Consider the following 19229-nt stretch of genomic DNA (forward strand, 5'->3'; position numbering starts at 1 on the left):
CGACTATCAGCCTTATCTTATAGGAGTTATTTTCATAGCCTTTTTTGTGGCTTTTACAGTTAAGGCTTTTTTAGTCGACCGGGTAATCTTAAACCTGTTATCAATCCTGTCACCGATTATCCACACAATCTTACCATCCGACTCCAGTATCAGTTTATTTTCCTTATCCAGGATCGAATACTTATTGTCGATAAAATAATCGCTTAGCTTTTTCTTCTGCTTCATTCCGAGCGGATAAAAATGATCGCCCGGCATCCATTTTCTTACAATTAGAGGGAAAACAAGCTTATCGGCATCGACACAGGCGGTTGTCGGATTTGTTGGTATTTCAAAGCTGTCTGTAATCTCAGAGTACTGTGCAGATTCAATTCCCGGGACCTTCTTAAAACCAGTTATGCTGTTGATCAGAAAGGATGTATTGTCTTTTATCTCTTCGTTTGATACAATTATTTCTTTTCTGTTTTTTATTATCCTGTGACTTCCTGTAAAGATCTGTCCACCGGTTTTTCCGTTTATCACCTTAATCAGATCTTCGAGCTGGACGTTGATAATTCCAAATGGTTTGAATAATTCAAAAATTATCGCTTTGTTATGAAGATGAGTTCTTAGGAGGCTGATATTGAATGTTGTAATCTCTCCTGAATGTTCACATATTTTTTCCCTGAGTTTCCTGATATACTCTGAAACAATCTCATTAATACCAATAATTCTCTCTGCTGTCTCGTTTAAAGTTGTCTCAATTGATGGATTAATCTCCTTTAAAACAGGTATTATCTGATGCCTGATCTTGTTACGGATATATTTTGTATCAGCATTTGATTTATCCTCCCTGTACCTGATACTGTTGATGTTGCAGTAATCGGTAATCTGTTTCCTGGAGGCAAACAGCAATGGTCTTATTATCCGGTTGTTGACTATTCTCATACCTGATAGTCCGGCCAGACCAGTCCCCCTGGTAAGGTTAATTATCAGAGTTTCGATGTTATCATTCAGGTTATGTGCAACTGCAATTAGATCATAGCCATTCTGTTTCCTGACCTCTTCAAACCACGAGTATCTAAGCTCTCTTGCAGCCATCTGTACAGAGAGGCTATGCTTTTTTGCATAATTTTTGGTATCGAAATGTGCAGCGAAGAACGGGATGTTATGACTCTCAGCAAACTTGCGGACATGTTCTTCGTCTTTATCAGACTCCCTGCCACGGAGTGCAAAGTTGCAGTGCATTATTCCGGTCTCATAACCCATCTCAATAAACAGGTGTGCCATTACCATCGAATCTATTCCCCCGCTTACAGCCAGAAGGATTTTCTCATCCGGATTTAATATGTTATTCTCAGCAATAAACTTTTTAAAATCGTTCAGCATTTCAATGTTGGTAATACAAAACTAGTAGAGACGCCATGCATGGCGTCTCTACAAATCTAATTATAAAATTTAATCTGGTACTATTTTTTTGACAGGTACTTCGATACACCTTCCTGTGTAGCTGCCATACCCTTATCGCCTTTGTGCCAATCGGCAGGACAAACCTCGCCGTTCTCTTCAAAGAACTGAAGAGCATCCACCATCCTGAGGGTCTCTGAAACACTTCTGCCAAGTGGCATGTCATTTACCGCCTGATGCCTGACTATGCCATTTTTATCAATAAGGAAAAGGCCTCTGTAAGCCATAGGAGTTCCGCTGAATGAAACATCGCCCTCATCAGAATACTCATAATTCCCCGCAAGTACATCATAGTTTTCTGAGATTGTTTTTGAAAGATCTGAAACAAGCGGATATTTTACTCCTTTGATTCCACCCTGGTTCAGATCTGTCTGCAGCCATTTCCAGTGTGAGAACTGTGAATCGACCGAACATGCAACAACTGCAACATTTCTGTCGTCAAAATCCTTCATCTTTTCCTGAAATGCAATAAGTTCTGTCGGGCATACAAAGGTGAAGTCTGCAGGATAAAAGAAAAACACAACATATTTCTTTCCAAGGTATTGCTCTAAGGAGAAACCTTCAACTATTTCACCGCCTTTTATAACTGCAGGAGCAGAGAATGCGGGTGCTTTTTTTCCAACTAATACGGACATAGAGTTAAATTTTAGTAATTAATATATTTTTAAAAAGTGCTAAAGTGCCTGGAGTGCCTAGAGTGTCTGGAGTACTTATTGTTACTTAAATCTAATTAACTCTAGGCACTCCGAACTCAAGGCACTCCGAACTTTTCTTACTACCAAGACAAAATTAAGTATATTTTGTTCATTAGCGGTAAGGAATTATTGAAGGAGGACCAGAATCAAAATTATACGGGGTTAGCAGTTGCTCTCCAGATACCTGCAGGTGGTTTATTCTTGAATATTGCGGAGGATTCGGGAAGAACCCAAATCTGAACTGGAATGTATTGAAAACAAGGTTGTCATTTCGTATCCTGATCCCCAATCCAATGCCTGCCAGGTTTATACCATTTGAAAGTATTTGGTTAGATCCGGCCAGACTTGAAAAATCCGTAAAACCGAAAAATGCAAATTTGAAACCATAAATGTTAACCGGACTGAATAAAACCGATTCGAGACTAATTGTTACTCTCTGGGTACCCCAGACAGAATCATTTCTGAATCCGGAGAATCCATTTTCAGTATAAAAATAGAGGCGGTCATCAATATACCTGTCGAATCCGCGTGTATAATCGGCGTATATAAAGTTTCTAATTTTATATTTTCCAAGTACCAGAAGATTAGAGAAATACTTCATGTTTAATGAAACAATTCCCTGCTCAGTCTCAACCTTATTCAGAAAGGCAGCAACTCCTGCAGACATGTAGAAATAGCCCAGTTTTTTACTTGATTCTCCAAAAGAGGCTTCTAATCCTAGATAGTTTCTTTGCTTAAACTCATTATTCTCTTTTCCCGCAGTAATTTTAACAAGACCGCCATAAGGAATATCTTCTGTCCTTCCATAACTGTAAATAAGGTTTGTTTTATAATATTTTTGAACAGAATAAGCTACTGATCCCAGAAAGATTCTATACCTCTGAAGATTGTAGTAAGAGTCTGGCAGAATGGCCGGACGGTCAAATATATTATTGTTTTTATACCGTGCTCCGAGAATTATTCTTGAAACAGATTCTTTATCAACGAGTACAGATCTAGCTATCCAATAATCCTGAAGGTTGTATTTAAGCGGTTCCTTTGGTGTCAGCGCTTTTAACGCAACTGTTGTATACATCTGAATAACAGATATTCCCCCGGCATATTTGGTACCCGAGCTCACGAGTTTCCGGTTCAGGCTGAAGCCATAAGTTTTATCACCCGGTGCATTCAGGTAAAATCCATTTAAATTAATGAATGAGCTGGCAATGTTATCAACCCTGTAGTGGAATCCGAAACCTGGTGAATTATGTTCTTTATAATCGTAAGGTACATCTATTCCGAATTCATGCCCCATACCTAAGAGGTTCTTTTCAAAAACAGAAACAGATCCTTCTTTAAGTCCCTTATATGAATAGGAACCACCCAGAGAATAGACATCTTTTGTAAGTATCAGGATATCAGACTCATTTTCAGTGACAGGAACAACAATTATCCTTGCATCATTAATAAATGGCAGTTGTCTCAGGATCCTTTCATTATCACTTAATGTCAATGGTGATATAGTATCACCTTCAGAAAAAATCAGGTTCTTCTTAATTATACTTTCACTTGTATTGACATGCGTCTTATTCAATACATTATCTATTTTCTTTGGATTGGAAGCAGCAGGTTCATTAATGTTAACCCCGAAGACATTTAATCGTTCGATTGCAATATTCCTGATTCTGTTCCCGGAATATTTAAAGTAGCTGGCATCGCTGGTCCCTGTTATCTGCTTACTGTTGACAGTGTCGGGATTTACAATTAAAAAATCATAGAGTTTCTTTGTCAGAGGTCTCTTGGAAGCTCTTACTTCCAGTGAGTTGTAAAAATAGAGGTTTTTGTCAAGCGAAATATTGGATGGTTGCCGCAGATTAACGGGATCGCTGAAAGGAATGTCGGGGAAATAAGAACCGCTTGCAGAAGGCTCGAATAATGGTCCGGATCTTATTCTGACAATCTGGTTGTCAGTACTTCTGTTTTGTGAGAATCCGTCAGAATAAATCAACAGAAAACCCAGTGAAAAAACCGGATATATAAGGTATCTGTATTTTATTCCTGTTCTGCACATCAGGATTCTTGAGGATTGCTTATCAGAACGTCGTCAGAATTAAACTGAAATCCCAGACGTTTACCTGTCATGACCCTGGAGTGCTGGATTTTAGCTTCAGCCTGACCAACGGTTGCTATTTTTACAGTATCATAAGGAGGAACAAGCAGGTCGAATTCAAGAGAATACTGAATGGCTGTGGATATGATAATATGTAGCGACTGCTTATTTATCTCTTCATTGCCATAGTTTGTGAAAAGCATTCCCATCTGCCTTTTCCCCTCTACAAAGTACTGTTTCTCATGATTTATAAAGATCCTGGCAATAAGATATCCAAGGTCATCCTGACGGGAATACTTAAATGAATCAGCAAGGAAGTTATAGATATTAATTATCCCTGAATATGCGTTAAACTTGTTTTTCTGAATGTAAGCTGTTTTCCATGCCGGATGCTCCCTGTCGAACTGAAAGATGTTTGAATGCATGCTGAACAGCAGAATATCTCCGGCTACCTTTATCTGGGCATCAAAATTACTCCGGTCGGTATACTCAAGCTTTATACGTGAGTCCATGCCCGTGAGATTGGTATTTACCTCTTTGGAAAGGCTCTTCAGCACATCCTTAACATTCGAAAAAGCTTCCAGAGTATTATCAAATACTTTTTGCTTAAGAATCGATTTCTCCTTTAGGGTTGAAATTATCGCAAGCTTTTTTTCATTCTGATCAACCATGATATCTAAATGTTAGGGCAACTAAATTAGTAATTTTAATACGACCTTGCAAACAGTACTCTTCTCTTTGAAGGTTTACCGGAATATACACATTTGCCTTCTTCATCGGGACTATCAAAAGGAATGCACCTTATTGTAGCCTTGGTTTCCTCTTTAATCTTTTCTTCAGTCTCCACAGTTCCGTCCCAGTGAGCCATTATAAATCCGCCCGGATTATCCAGAACCTTCAGGAACTCATCCCACTTATCAACATAGAAGGTATTGTCCTTCCTGAAATTCAAAGCCTTATTAAAAATATTTGTCTGAATATCGTCAAGCAATTTTGGTATAAACTCACTTAGAGTGTCAATTGTGATAGTCTCTTTTGTCAGAGTATCACGTCTTGCCACTTCAACAGTTTTGTTTTCCAGGTCGCGCGGACCGATTGCCAGACGAACAGGTACACCTTTAAGCTCATAGTCTGCAAATTTCCAGCCCGGCTTATTATTGTCTCTGTCATCATATTTCACAGAAATTCCTTTTGCTTCAAGATCCTTCTTGATCTGTTTTACAGTCAGCGATATCTGTGCAAGCTGCTCGTCAGTTTTATATATAGGTATGATAACTACCTGAATAGGAGCAAGTTTAGGAGGAAGAACAAGTCCGTTGTTATCGGCATGTCCCATAATTATAGCACCCATAAGCCTTGTTGAAACGCCCCATGATGTAGCCCAGACATAATCAAGCTTGCCGGTACGGTCGGTAAACTGAACATCAAAAGCTTTTGCAAAATTCTGGCCAAGAAAATGGCTGGTTCCTGCCTGCAGAGCTTTTCCATCCTGCATAAGTGCCTCAATAGCATAAGTGTCGAGTGCGCCTGCAAAACGCTCATTTTCGCTTTTATAGCCTTTTATTACAGGCAGAGCCATTGAGTTCTCTGCGAAGCTGGCGTAGACGTTTATCATTTTTTCAGTCTCTTCAATAGCCTCTTCCCTTGTTGCGTGAGCTGTATGTCCTTCCTGCCACAGGAACTCTGTAGTTCTGAGGAAGAGTCTGGTTCTCATTTCCCATCTTACCACATTAGCCCACTGGTTGATGAGTATAGGAAGATCCCTGTATGACTGGATCCAATTCTTATATGAATGCCATATTATTGTTTCTGAAGTCGGACGGATTATAAGTTCCTCTTCAAGTTTTGCTGTTGGATCAACTACTATCCCTTTTCCGTTTTCATCATTCTTCAGACGATAGTGGGTTACAACAGCACACTCTTTCGCAAATCCCTCAACATGAGCTGCTTCCTTGCTGAAGAACGATTTTGGTATGAATAGCGGAAAATATGCATTAACATGTCCTGTTTCCTTGAATAGCCTGTCTAGCTCTGCCTGAATTTTTTCCCATATAGCATATCCGTAAGGCTTGATAACCATGCATCCTCTTACAGCTGAGTTTTCAGCCAGATCAGCTTTGATAACCAGATCGTTATACCATTGTGAATAATTCTCTTCCCTGTTAGTTAAAAACTTCGCCATTTTTTTGGTATGGTATTTGTTTAATTTGTATTAAAGAAATAGATTGCGTAAAAATAAATAAAAAGTTCAGTTATACGTCAAAAAAGAAAGGGAGGTTCATCATGAAAGCAAAATTATACATCGGAATCCTGTCACTCCTGCTCCTCGGAGGTTATACCGGAAAAGCCCAGTTAGCTTACAACAGTGACTACAGAAATGATGACGCCCGGATTGTAGTAAATAATTATTACGATGATTATGATTATTACTTCTCGTCGCGGATCAACAGGTTCCACAGGTCATATACAGCATTCAACTATTACGCTCCGGTTTTTACTGATTCTTACTGGTATAATTACCAGCCATTTGCCTGGGGAATAAGTATATACGGTGGCGGAGGTTTCGGAATAGGATATACCCGCAGTTATCCGGTTTATGACTGGGGATACAGTTACGGTTATGATCCATATTACGGAAGCTCATACTATTGGGGTTATGATCCTTTTTACTATAGCAGCTGGTATGCTCCTGTAATAATAAATGTTAATTTAAGAAGCAGATGGCACAATAACTACTATTACGGGTGGGGCGGACACAACTGGTATAATCACGGATATAACAACTACAGATCGGAATACAATGTCTATAACAATAATTACTACAATTATTCTTCTTCAGGGAATTATTCTTCAGGCAACAACGCAAGAAGAAGATCTGATTACTCTTCTTCCTCATCATCTTCATCAGGGAGTTCTTCAAGACGTGAATCTGTAAATACAAATTCTTCAGGTAATAATGTTAATAATAACAATTCCTCAATCAATTCGAATAATGGCCAGAATATGGGTGGAACCAGAAGAGTTGTTGGAAGCAGCAATTCTAATAATGGTAATAACAACAACAGTGTTACCAACAGGAATCCAAACAACAACCCTAATCGGAATATGAACATTAATAACAGTAACTCACGTTCAAATTCGGGTTCTGACATGAAAGGATCTGCACCTTCATCAGTTACGAGACGTTCTGCTCAGCCTGCAAATACAGGAAGATCATCTGTATCAACAGGATCTGCTCCTTCAAAATCAGTTAGTACTCCGGCCAGAAGTTCATCATCATCTTCCAGATCGACTTCAGCCTCACAGGGAAGAAGCAGTTCCTCAGGTAGCAGCTCAAGGTCATCCTCAACGAATGCTTCATCTTCAAGGTCTTCATCAGGATCATCCTCATCGACCTCATCATCAAATTCAACAAAAAGAAGATAACCGGAAGCCTCAAAAGAGGCTTTCCGGCTTAAATATTTAAAGAATTTTACAATATTTACCGCATTTCAGAAAAGTAAAACAACAGAAAGGTCTTTTTGGTATAATTTTTGCGTGTAATTAAGAAAATAATAGGGGGAACTTAAAATGAAAGCAATATTAAATATTTCACTCCTTGCACTCCTGGTCCTGAGTTCTTGTACTTCAAGTCTTTATACAGGTACGGAGTATGATGATCTATACTTTTCAGCTTCTGATAAGCCAGTTGTAAAAGCAAGACCTTCAGCCAGAGATCAGATTTATGATCAGAATCAGAATCAGAACGCGGGAGAGTATTATGATAATATTTATGCTGCAGATACCCTTGTAGCTGATGATTACTCTGAAGCTGTTGATATCGACAACCAGATAGTTGAGAACAACATTTACGACAGAGGCTATGATTATTATGATAATTACTCATATACAGGCAGGCTAAGCAGATTTTACGGAAACTATTTTAATCCATACTGGAGAGATCCTTTTTACTTTGATTATGGTTACGGATTCCCTTCCTTCTCTTTAGGAATGGGTTATGGAGGTTACCCCTGGTCATATCGGTCATATAATCCCTTCTATTATGATCCATACAATTACTACGATTCTTTCTATAATTATGGAAGTTATTACGGTGGTTATTATGGAGGATACTATGGCGGTTATTACGGAGGTTTCGGTGGCTACAGAGGGTACTACGGTAGTTATTACGGTGGTTACGGATACTATGGCGGTGGCGGATATTATGCCAGGGAAAGCAGAACTAATGTGCCATACGGAAGGACCGAAAGGGCAAGCAGTATGTCTTCAAGGTGGAATAGCAGCACTGGCGCTACCGGTTCAGGCAGAAGAGATTCATACCTTTCTACCGGCGGTACTTCAGGCGCAGGCAGAAGGATAGCAACAGGGAGTCAGGCCTTATCAAACGAAAACGGCGGAAGAACAGTTTCAACAAATCCTGTTTCAAAACCTGCTTATAGTCAGGCTGACCGAAAAGCCGGACAGAGCCAGACCGGAACTGAAAACATGCGCTCCAATACAATAACTAACCAGCAGCGTACTGCACCGGCTTCCAGACCTTCTTACGGCGATGTAAACAGGTCTTATACTCCAAGTTACAGCAGTCCCCGTATGCCAACAAGGCCTGCATATAATAATAGCCGGGTTTCTGAAAGTATGAATTCAGGTTCAACAAACAGAAGCAGTGGTGCAGTTAATAACAGCAGAGTTAACACAAACTCCGGTTATTCACGCACACCGGTTAATCAGGGTACATACCAGAACTCTAACAGTAGTTCAGGATCTAATTCATCTGTAGGCTCACAAAGAAGAGTTGATTCACCAACAGGTTATTCTTCACCATCAACTGGTACAAGATCTAATGTAAGTACCTACAGAAGCACCGAAAGCTATTCAGTACCTTCCAGAAGCAGTGTTGAAAGCAGATCAACTTATTCAGGAACCAATTCATCTTCCGGCAGCAGATCATCTACATACAGCGGTGGCTCTTCCAACTACAGTTCCGGTAGCAGTTCATATTCATCAGGCTCATCATATTCCGGAGGTTCTTCATCAGGTTCTTCAGGGTCATCATCTTCCTCATCAGGCTCATCAGGATCAGGGGGGAGAAGATAATTTAAGTTAATTAAAATAAGGTTATTACAGCCCATTCTAAAACTAAGAGTGCAGGATAAGTCTTACAAAAATTAAATGTCATGAAAAGAATTACATTATTAATCCTTGCAGTTTTTACACTCTCATTTTCAATCTCAGCTCAGAATGTTGACGATGCACTAAGATATTCCAGATTATTTTATGGCGGTACAGCCAGATTCATGTCAATGGGAGGTGCATTCACTGCTCTGGGAGGTGATATCTCATCGCTGAGTCAGAACCCCGGAGGTCTGGGAGTTTTCAGATCATCTGAGTTAACAGTCACTCCTCAGCTTCTGCATAATAAAGTGAATGCCAGTTTCAATGGAATATCTTCAGATTATCTTTACAATTTCAATCTGGGCCAGGGCGGAATTGTAAGTAATCTGATATCAAATTCTAATGAAACCGGACTGATTACTCTGAATTTTGGTTATTCGTTCAATAAAACTAACAATCTGAACAGAAGTGTACTTATTCAGGGCAATGGAACAAACAGCTCAATAGTAGATTCCTGGGCATTAAGGAGCGAAGGAATTCTTAAAGATGACCTTAAGGATGAGCCGGGTATGGCTTATGATGCCTGGTTGACCAATCCAATTTCTGTAGGAGGAGTATCCTATGGTACTGTGTATTCCAATTATGGACTTTCTTCATCTGTTTATAACCAGAATGTCAGACGCCTTGTTACAGATGAGGGTTATACAGGCGAACATGCTCTTTCTATTGGTGGTAATTACTCTAACAAAATCTTTTTCGGAGCTACTCTGGGCATTAACAGAATCAAGTTTTCTAGCCACTTAGAGCATCTGGAATCTACAGATGTTGCATTACCTACAGAGTTTAAGAATTTTACATTTACCGATCATTTTGAGAATAAAGGAACAGGATATGCGCTGAAACTCGGAGCAATAATAAAACCCATTGAAGCTGTACGAATCGGACTCGCATTTCATTCTCCGACATTATATACAATTAATGAGACTTTCTACAAGAACATTACATCTAATTTCACAAATGGTGGTCATCACGACTGGTCAATTGAAACACAAAGGTATGTCTACAATCTGACTACTCCTTTCAGAGCGTTGGCAGGTGTTGCTGTGCAAATCAAGAAAATTGCTCTTATAAGTGCTGATTATGAATTTGTTGATTATAGTGTTGCCCGCTTTAAAGATGCAGGAGACGATTATGATTACAGCGAGAAAAATCTTTTTATCAAGCAGAGTCTGAAATCGGCAAGCAATATCAGACTGGGCGGTGAAGTAAGACTTAATAAGATATACCTCCGTACGGGTTATGGTTATTATGGAAAGGCATTTCAGGCAGGCGAAGATAATTCAGACCTTGACTATACATCGTTATCATTCGGTGCAGGTTTCAGGGAGAAGAATGTCTCAATCGACTTCGCCTTCACAAATTTCAGTTCCCAGGAGAAGTATTTTCTTTATCCGCTCGATGATACCTTCGATCAGGCTCTGGCAAATCTGAGCACAAATAAAAATATGTTTAGTGTAACACTGGGATATAAATTTGGTTACTAATACTTTGATGACTTCCTTTTTGAAGAGGCTGTTAATAAAATGACAGTCTCTTTTTTTATTCCTGCTAAAAGCAGGAGATCCTTCGCTAACGCTCAGGATGACAGAGAATTACTTCGTGACCTTTGTGTATCCCGATAGCTATCGGGACCTTAGTGACCTTTGTGGTTAATGGATTTTGCGGCATCCGGACCCATATTAAAAATCAAATCAACTATGCTTAGATTAGGTACAAATCCATTCCCTGTATCAAACACCTGGATATATGGTTTTTGTATATAGGATGATTCTTTCTTAGGTGTGATCTTATATCTGAAATCGTAAGTGTTATTATTAATTGGCTCAAAAACAGATGACCAGGAGATAGATTTCTTAATTTTCAATATCTGCAGGATCTTTTCAGTCAGAGCCATGTTCAGATCTATCAGAAATTCATGATTTTCTGAAATTATATTTTCAATACTCTCAAAATAGAATTCAAAATATGGTGATGAGTTATAAGATGCTGTCATTGCTCTCAGATGCACCTGCTGCCATCTTTTTGAGTAATCAATGCGTATATCTTTAATAAGTGTTTTATGTACACTTCCCAGATACACCGGTACAGAAAGCAGCTGTGGCCCGTGAGCTGAAAGGATATAGCATCTGTTCCTGTAGGATTGTTTAATATAGTTTTCTTCTTTCTCAACCAGTATCTCTTCAGCATCAGAAATCAATGAGAAATACTCAACAGGAGGGAGGTATGCTGTGGAAATCAGTAATTTAACAGCCATCACAAAAAGTTCATGCCATTTTGTTAATCATGCTTGCCGAGAACCCTGCTCCGAATCCGTTATCGATATTCACAACTGTTACACCTGTTGAACAGCTTGTCAGCATAGCCAGAAGGGCTGAGATCCCTCCAAAATTTGCCCCGTAGCCAACACTTGTGGGAACCGCTATTACAGGCTTATCTACAAGTCCCCCGACAACACTCGCCAGGGCACCCTCCATACCTGCAATAACAATGACAACCCTGCAGCTTCTTATCTCAGGAAGTTTATCAACAAGCCTGTGAATTCCGGCAACTCCAGCATCATAGATCCTTACCACCTTATTACCAAGCAGTTCTGCAGTTATTGCAGCCTCTTCTGCCACTGGCATATCAGATGTTCCTGCTGTTATTACGGCAATACTGCTATCGGGTGTCTCAGGCTTCTTTTTCTGGACTGATATTATCCTTGCCATCGGATAGTATACTGCTGAAGGAATGATACTTTTTACTGCATCAAACATCTCCTGATTTGCGCGGGTACCGATAACATTATTTTCCCTTTCCGACATCACCCTTACTATCTCTTTTACCTGTTCAACAGATTTTCCGGCGCAATAAATTATTTCAGGGTAACCTGTACGCATTTCACGATGATGGTCAATCCTGGCAAAACCAAGGTCGGTATAGGGAAAGTTCTTCAGCACCTCCATCGCTTTATCAACGGATGTTTCTCCGCTCTTTACATCATTAAGCAGCTTTTCTACCTCTTTTACATTCATGTCACTTTTATTTCAGGGTTTGAGCTTCCTGTTCTGTAACCTTCGAGGTCCAAAGATACAAATCTGAATCCTATTTTCTTAAGGCTTGCTGTAATCTCTTCTCTTTCAGTTTTTTTGATCATCTTTTCCATAAAGCCGGGTATACACTCAATTCTTGCTACCTCGCCGTGAACCCTCACCCTGGTGCCCGGATAACCTTTATCGAACAGCATGTTTTCTGCGGCTTCAATCATCCTCAGAGTACCTTCCTCAATCTCTGTATCATAAGGAATCCTGGTGAGGAGACATGCCATAGCAGGTTTATCCCAAAACTCAAGTCCCTCTAATCTTGACAATTCCCTGATCTCTTTCTTTGTCAATTCTGCTTCAAGAAGGGGACTTCTGATCCCCATCTCCTTTAGAGCTTTCATGCCTGGCCTGAAATCACCTGAGTCATCAGCATTTGTCCCATCAATAACGTGCTTAAGCTTATTTTGCCTGGCAAATTCCAGAAGCTGCGTAAACAGTGTCTTTTTGCAGAGATAACATCTATCAATCGGATTGTGTTTTATTATTTCCGGAAAAGCTATATCAACTATCTTATGTCTGATCCCGAATTTTTCTGTAAACTCAATTGCTTCATCTATTTCACGCGCCGGAATATATGGTGTCCTTATTGTTATTGCAATAACACCTGATTTAACTGCCTTATGGGCTCTGTGGAGCAGGAAAGAACTGTCCACACCCCCTGAGAATGCCACTGCAAATGAACCCAGGTCTTTGAGTATATTATTTAGTTTTAAAGATTTATTTTCTGTCATTTTTTACTGATTTCAAACATTATTTTATTATAGATCTCCTTTAGCGGGATCCCGGTATCAGAAGCAATCTTTTTACAATCGTCGTATTCAGGTTTTGCTGATACTTCTTTCTCTTCAAAGTAGGAGCGTTTTATCCTGACTTCTCCAAAAGTTGTATGTATTGTTTCTAATTTCCTGACAAGGGTATCCTTTCTGAATGGGAAAGTCCTGATTCCCAGAGATGTGGACTCTGTAAATATTATGTTTTTAAGTGTGTCTGCTGATTCAGTCTCACATATAACATTTAGCACTATACCGGGTCTGCCTTTTTTCATAATAACACTAGTGAAGAATACATCGGAAGCTCCTGATTTAAAGAGCTTTTCAGATATGTACTCGCAGAACTCGGGGTTCATATCGTCGATGTTGCATTCCAGATGAAAAGCGTCATGTCCCGATTCATTGCCTGTTATCGTTTCACCAAGAAAAACCCTCAGAAGATTGGGAATATCTTTACTCTCTTTCTGTCCCACTCCATATGCTGTCTTTATAATTTTAAGAGGTAATCCGGCACTGAAATGAGTACCCAGTGCTGCAAGTATAGCTGCCCCGGTCGGTGTGGTAGCTTCAAAATCTACGCCTCCCTTTTTAACGGGCAGTCCTTTTATTATCTCAGCTGTGGCCGGGGCAGGCACGGGAAGTTTACCGTGATCACACTTCACAAATCCGCTGCCCAGTTCAATTGTCGACACATGTACGCCATCAACCTTAAGAGCGTTATAACATATTGCGGCTCCCACAACATCAATTATAGAATCAACAGCTCCGACTTCATGAAAATGAACGTGGTCGAGAGAAATACCATGGACTTTGGCTTCAGCAACTGCAATCTTCATGAAGATCTTTTTGCTGAGTTCCTTTGTTTCCTGATCAAGGGCCGAATCGTTTATAATTTTTTCAATATCTGACAAATGTCTGTGTGCATGTTCATGCCTTGTCTGTTTTACAGTTACTTTCGTTCCTGTAATGCCATGCCTCTGGTCCTTCTGAACAATCAGTTCCCATCCTTTAAGATTCAGCTTGTTCAACTCATTAATGAGTAATGTTTTATCAACTCCGAGATCGATCATGGCACCCAGGTTCATATCCCCGCTTATACCTGAGAAACAGTCATAAGAAATAATTTTCATGCTTCCTGAATGTGTTATATTGTTAACAACAACTAAACCTCCGGAATGTTAAGCAAAAAAAAATGTTCTTCTGCAAACTTCCTTTTGCGAATATACTACTTACAATCTTTACAGAATAATAAAAAAAAATCGTATTTTTCGGCTCTTATGAGGTATTCGTAAGAAAAATCAAGACTGAAAAGACATGAAAAGGAGAGATTTTCTTAAAACTTCAGCAGGCGCAGGTTTGGCTGCAGGAGCAGCACTAAGTTTCGGTGGATACGACAAACTCTGGTCTCCATCTACGGCAGCAGCAAAATATGATCTGGTTGCAGTTATGGGTGGTAATCCTGATGCAATGTTTGATCTCGCGATCCAGGAGCTTGGCGGGATGGGTACATTTGTTAAGAAAGGCCAGAAAGTCCTGATAAAGCCAAATATAGGCTGGGACGTTATTCCTGAACTGGCTGCCAATACAAATCCTTTACTTGTTAAAAGGATTGTGGAACATTGTTTTAAGGCCGGGGCCAAAGAGGTATATGTATTCGATCATACCTGCGATAACTGGGTAAACTGCTACAAGAACTCGGCAATCGAGAAAAATGCAAAATCGGCCGGAGCTAAAGTTGTTCCGGGCAACTCCGAAAGCTATTATCATGAAATTCAGATTCCCGGAGGGGTGAAGCTGCAGTCAGCAAAAGTACATCAGCTCCTTCTCGAAACAGATGTGTTTATAAATGTCCCTGTTCTGAAAAATCATAACTCAACAAGAATGACCTGTTGTCTGAAGAACTCAATGGGACTTGTATGGGACAGAGGATACTGGCATTCCAACGATCTTAATCAGTGTATAGCCGATTTCGCTCTTTATGAAAAGAAACCAGCCCTTAATGTCATTGATTGTTATAATGTTATGGTAAAGCATGGTCCTCAGGGTGTTTCGAAAGAGGACCTGGTTCTGATGAAATCACAGATTCTTACAACAGACTGGGTGGCCGGAGATGCTGCAGCAGCCAAAATGCTCGGTGTAGGTGTAGAGATGATCGAGTACATACCTATTGCTCATAAAATGGGTCTTGGTAATATGAATCTTGAATCTCTCAATATTCAAAGAATTAAAATGTAACTTCTGATGACCACTCCGCTTCTAAGAAGACTGCGTATCGCTTTTTCAACTCTGATCTTCATCTGTTTCTTTCTGATATTTGTTGACTTCAGATCTCTGATACCATCAAAGTATACAAATATCCTGTTGTTTCTGCAGTTTATTCCTTCAGCAATCAGGTTTTATAGTCTCCAGTCAATGGCTGCCGGCGGATTCCTTGCTGTTCTCGCCCTTACTGTTCTTACCGGACGTACTTATTGTTCTTTCCTCTGTCCGCTGGGCATAGGCATGGATCTTAACAGCAGGATAGGCGGACGCATTAAGAAAAAATTCAGACGTTATGGTTTAAAAAAACCATTCACAATACTGCGGTACCTGTTACTGGCAGCTACTCTGATTGTAACAATGGTATGGGGCATCTATATGCTCACGCTTCTTGATCCATACAGTATCTTTGGCAGATTCATGACATACTTCGCCAAACCGGCTGTAATTGAGATCAATAATTTTCTTGCAGGAGTACTGGGCCGGTTCGATATCTATTATCTCAGCGATATTCCGTTTAAGGGATTTCCTCTTATTGTTTATGCTGTTCCTTCACTGTTCTTCCTGCTTATTGGCGGACTTTCGCTTACAAAGGGAAGACTTTTCTGCAATATGATTTGTCCAGTCGGAACACTTCTGGGCCTCCTTTCCAAAATCTCAATTCTGAGAATCAAGTTTGATGATTCAGCCTGTACCAGATGCGGAAGATGTGCTGTAAGATGTAAATCATCATGCATCGACTTTCTTAACCACAATATAGATGTTACCAGATGCGTCGGGTGCTTCAACTGTGTAACCACCTGTCAGGATAAAGCAATCTCATACGGTATTGTTTCCCTTAAGAAAAAGGAACATGTTACGGATGAGAACAAGCGTAAGTTAATTGCCACTTCTGTTCTCTTTCTTTTAGGTATTTCCCGGATTGCAAAAGGTCAGGATAAACCTGCTCCAAAACCAAAGAAAGATTCAACAGTTAAAGAGGAAAGGAAATTTCCGGTTTGTCCTCCAGGAGCAGGATCTATTGCTGATTTCAATAAAGACTGTACTGCATGTTCACTATGCATTTCCGCATGTCCGAACGGTGTTCTGGAACCGGCTTATAAACAGTATGGTATAACAGGAATGATGCAGCCTGTAATGAATTATCATAAAAGTTTCTGTACATACAACTGTACAATATGTACTGAAATCTGCCCTACATATGCTTTGCACCCTCTTGTGCTTGATGCCAAAAAGCTTACTCAGCTGGGTAAGGTGACATTTATAAAGGATAATTGCATTGTCAAGACTGAGAAGACGGCCTGTGGTGCCTGCTCTGAGGCATGCCCTACGAAAGCTGTATACATGATTCCTTATGAAGGGAACCTTCTGATTCCTGAAGTTAATGTTGATATATGCATTGGCTGCGGACACTGCGAATATGCCTGCCCGACTATCCCGTATAAAGCAATATTCGTCGATGGAAATCCGGTTCACCTTGCTGCTAAAAAGCCGGTAAATCAGGAGTCTGAGATAAAGACCCCGGTGGAATTTCCTTTCTGATACTGACTTTCGAATATTTCCCCTTCCGGGTAAAAATATCCTGAAAACATGATATTTGTCTGTTCCTTCAACAGGGCAATAAGCTAATTTTGCTTATAGGTTTATACCCCTGGTAAGAATTAAGCATTTCCCCCCTGGGGGAAACGGGAAAGGGGTTTAGACATAATAAATCTTATTACCTACCTATGAAACCATCACATATTGAGCACATTGGAATAGCTGTTGCTAACCTTGAAAATGCAATTTCTTTTTACGAGAAGGTTCTTGGGCTTACCTGTTATAACATTGAAGAGGTTCCGGAACAGAAAGTAAAAACCGCTTTTTTTATGGTTGGCCAGACAAAAATTGAACTGCTTGAATCGACTGATCCAGAAGGTCCTATCGGTAAATTTATCGAGAAGAAAGGTGAAGGGATTCATCATATCGCCTTTGCTGTAGATAATATCGAAGAACAGCTTGCTCATGCCGAAAAGATGGGGGTGAAGCTTATTGATACTGTCCCAAGAAAAGGTGCTGAGGGACTCGATATTGCTTTTCTTCATCCGAAATCTACAGCAGGTGTGCTTATGGAGCTCTGCGAAAATAGAAAAGGTAAACACTGAATATTATTAAAATGAAGAGCCGGGAAAAGGTAAAACAGCTGATTGAACTCCGCGAAAAAGCCCGCGAGGGCGGCGGCGTTAAACGCATTGAAGATCAGCACTCCAAAGGCAAAATGACTGCCAGGGAGAGGATTCTTATACTCCTCGATGAAGGAAGTTTTGAAGAGTATGACATGTTCGTAACTCACAGGACCGAGGATTTCGGTCTGGGTGACAAGAAGTACCTTTCTGATGGTGTTGTTACAGGTCATGGAACAATTGATGGGAGAGTGGTATATGTTTTCGCTCAGGACTTTACAATCTTTGGGGGCTCTCTGTCTGAAACATTCGCTCTTAAGATCTGCAAGGTGATGGATCAGGCTATGAAGGTTGGAGCCCCTGTTATCGGAATAAACGACAGCGGTGGTGCAAGGATTCAGGAGGGCGTAAGGAGTCTTGCAGGTTATGCCGAGATCTTTGAGCGCAATATTTTAGCTTCAGGAGTAATACCACAGATCTCAGCTATTTTTGGTCCCTGTGCAGGCGGAGCAGTCTACTCCCCGGCTCTCACCGACTTCATAATAATGAGTGAGAGAAGCAGTTACATGTTTGTAACCGGACCCAAGGTAACCAAAACTGTTACAGGCGAAGATATTTCTATTGAGAACCTTGGAGGTTCTCAGGTGCACGGCACTAAATCAGGTGTTGCCCATTTTATTGCCGACGATGAAGAGGAAGGACTTCTTCTTATCAGGAAGCTTTTAAGCTATCTTCCTCAGAACAATCTCGAGGAACCGCCAATTATTGAATGTGAAGATCCTATTGATCGTCTGTCAGACGAACTTAATAATATAATTCCTGAAAACTCCAATCAGCCATATGATATCAAAGATGTTGTATATCAAATAGTTGATGAAGGAGAGTTTCTTGAAATACATTCAACTTATGCCAGGAATATTGTTGTTGGCTATGCAAGAATGGGAGGAATGCCGGTTGGTATTGTGGCTAACCAGCCTAACTTTCTTGCAGGGGTACTCGATATTGACGCTTCGCGAAAAGCAGCTCGTTTCATAAGGTTTTGCGATGCATTCAATGTGCCTATAGTTACACTTGTCGATGTTCCGGGGTTTCTGCCCGGCAGCGGACAGGAATACGGAGGTATAATCATTCACGGTGCAAAACTAATGTTCGCGTATGGTGAGGCTACTGTTCCCAAAGTGACGGTTACCCTTCGAAAATCATACGGAGGGGCACATTGCGTGATGTCATCAAAGCAGTTAAGGGGTGATATAAACTACGCCTGGCCCTCGGCAGAGATTGCTGTTATGGGACCATCCGGTGCTGTAGAGATCCTTGAAGGTAAGGACATTAATGAGATCACAGATCCGGTTAAAAAAGCCCGGTATATCGCTGAGAAAGAGAAGGAGTACAGAGACAAGTTCGCTAATCCCTATGAAGCTGCCCGGTATGGCTATATTGATGACGTAATTGAACCCAGGAATACAAGATTCAGGATAATAAGGGCTTTAAGGACTATTGCCACCAAGAAAGATCCGGGACCGATGAAAAAACACTCTAATATTCCATTGTAAAAA

General features: G+C 40.4%; 16 protein-coding genes. 7 read left to right on the forward strand and 9 right to left on the reverse strand.

The features are described from left to right. Positions 1-12: 12 nt before the first annotated feature. The 5 genes from tilS to IPJ16_09410 all read right to left on the reverse strand — a co-directional run bounded on the left by tilS (position 13) and on the right by IPJ16_09410 (position 6409). The gene (gene tilS, locus IPJ16_09390) at positions 13-1365 is read right to left on the reverse strand and encodes a tRNA lysidine(34) synthetase TilS (GenBank protein ID MBK7627387.1); all 1353 of its coding nucleotides are present in this window, start codon (positions 1363-1365) and stop codon (positions 13-15) included. A gap of 80 nt (positions 1366-1445) precedes the next feature. Further along, positions 1446-2078 (reverse strand): peroxiredoxin, encoded by a 633-nt coding sequence (locus IPJ16_09395; GenBank protein ID MBK7627388.1) that lies wholly within the window; start codon positions 2076-2078, stop codon positions 1446-1448. A gap of 172 nt (positions 2079-2250) precedes the next feature. Next, the gene (locus IPJ16_09400; GenBank protein MBK7627389.1) at positions 2251-4188 is read right to left on the reverse strand and encodes a hypothetical protein; all 1938 of its coding nucleotides are present in this window, start codon (positions 4186-4188) and stop codon (positions 2251-2253) included. After that, the gene (locus tag IPJ16_09405; protein ID MBK7627390.1) at positions 4188-4898 is read right to left on the reverse strand and encodes a hypothetical protein; all 711 of its coding nucleotides are present in this window, start codon (positions 4896-4898) and stop codon (positions 4188-4190) included. The genes IPJ16_09400 and IPJ16_09405 overlap by 1 nt, the downstream gene beginning before the upstream one ends. A gap of 35 nt (positions 4899-4933) precedes the next feature. Then, positions 4934-6409, reverse strand: a complete 1476-nt coding sequence (locus IPJ16_09410) for a proline--tRNA ligase (GenBank protein ID MBK7627391.1) — start codon at positions 6407-6409, stop codon at positions 4934-4936. A 101-nt stretch (positions 6410-6510) separates the two neighbouring features. Here IPJ16_09410 and IPJ16_09415 point away from each other — a divergent pair, with 101 nt between their 5' ends. From IPJ16_09415 to IPJ16_09425, 3 genes are all read left to right on the forward strand, one after another. Further along, a complete protein-coding gene (locus IPJ16_09415; protein ID MBK7627392.1) occupies positions 6511-7653 on the forward strand; it encodes a hypothetical protein in 1143 nt (380 codons plus the stop codon). A 144-nt stretch (positions 7654-7797) separates the two neighbouring features. Then, positions 7798-9321 (forward strand): hypothetical protein, encoded by a 1524-nt coding sequence (locus IPJ16_09420; GenBank protein MBK7627393.1) that lies wholly within the window; start codon positions 7798-7800, stop codon positions 9319-9321. 80 nt (positions 9322-9401) lie between these two features. After that, on the forward strand, positions 9402-10883 hold the full coding sequence (locus IPJ16_09425; protein ID MBK7627394.1) for an outer membrane protein transport protein: 1482 nt from the start codon (positions 9402-9404) through the stop codon (positions 10881-10883). A 149-nt stretch (positions 10884-11032) separates the two neighbouring features. Here the strand turns inward: IPJ16_09425 and IPJ16_09430 are convergent, their stop codons facing one another. The 4 genes from IPJ16_09430 to larC are packed head-to-tail and all read right to left on the reverse strand — an operon-like array spanning position 11033 to position 14382. Next, the gene (locus IPJ16_09430) at positions 11033-11653 is read right to left on the reverse strand and encodes a WbqC family protein (GenBank protein MBK7627395.1); all 621 of its coding nucleotides are present in this window, start codon (positions 11651-11653) and stop codon (positions 11033-11035) included. A 10-nt stretch (positions 11654-11663) separates the two neighbouring features. Then, entirely contained in the window at positions 11664-12413 is a 750-nt protein-coding gene (larB, locus tag IPJ16_09435; GenBank protein ID MBK7627396.1) for a nickel pincer cofactor biosynthesis protein LarB, read from the reverse strand. Further along, positions 12410-13213 (reverse strand): ATP-dependent sacrificial sulfur transferase LarE, encoded by an 804-nt coding sequence (larE, locus tag IPJ16_09440; protein MBK7627397.1) that lies wholly within the window; start codon positions 13211-13213, stop codon positions 12410-12412. Before larE ends, larB begins: the two co-directional genes overlap by 4 nt. Beyond that, entirely contained in the window at positions 13210-14382 is a 1173-nt protein-coding gene (gene larC / locus IPJ16_09445; GenBank protein ID MBK7627398.1) for a nickel pincer cofactor biosynthesis protein LarC, read from the reverse strand. Before larC ends, larE begins: the two co-directional genes overlap by 4 nt. Before the next feature lie 184 nt (positions 14383-14566). Here larC and IPJ16_09450 point away from each other — a divergent pair, with 184 nt between their 5' ends. The 4 genes from IPJ16_09450 to IPJ16_09465 all read left to right on the forward strand — a co-directional run bounded on the left by IPJ16_09450 (position 14567) and on the right by IPJ16_09465 (position 19226). Then, entirely contained in the window at positions 14567-15487 is a 921-nt protein-coding gene (locus IPJ16_09450) for a DUF362 domain-containing protein (protein ID MBK7627399.1), read from the forward strand. Positions 15488-15493: 6 nt separating this feature from the next. Beyond that, positions 15494-17053 (forward strand): 4Fe-4S dicluster domain-containing protein, encoded by a 1560-nt coding sequence (locus tag IPJ16_09455; protein ID MBK7627400.1) that lies wholly within the window; start codon positions 15494-15496, stop codon positions 17051-17053. A gap of 185 nt (positions 17054-17238) precedes the next feature. Beyond that, complete coding sequence (mce, locus tag IPJ16_09460; protein MBK7627401.1) at positions 17239-17655, forward strand: methylmalonyl-CoA epimerase; 417 nt, start codon at positions 17239-17241, stop codon at positions 17653-17655. A gap of 11 nt (positions 17656-17666) precedes the next feature. After that, complete coding sequence (locus tag IPJ16_09465) at positions 17667-19226, forward strand: acyl-CoA carboxylase subunit beta (protein ID MBK7627402.1); 1560 nt, start codon at positions 17667-17669, stop codon at positions 19224-19226. The last annotated feature ends 3 nt before the right edge of the window (positions 19227-19229 follow it).

The organism is Bacteroidales bacterium (assembly GCA_016709865.1).
Taxonomy (GTDB): Bacteria; Bacteroidota; Bacteroidia; order Bacteroidales; family VadinHA17; genus LD21.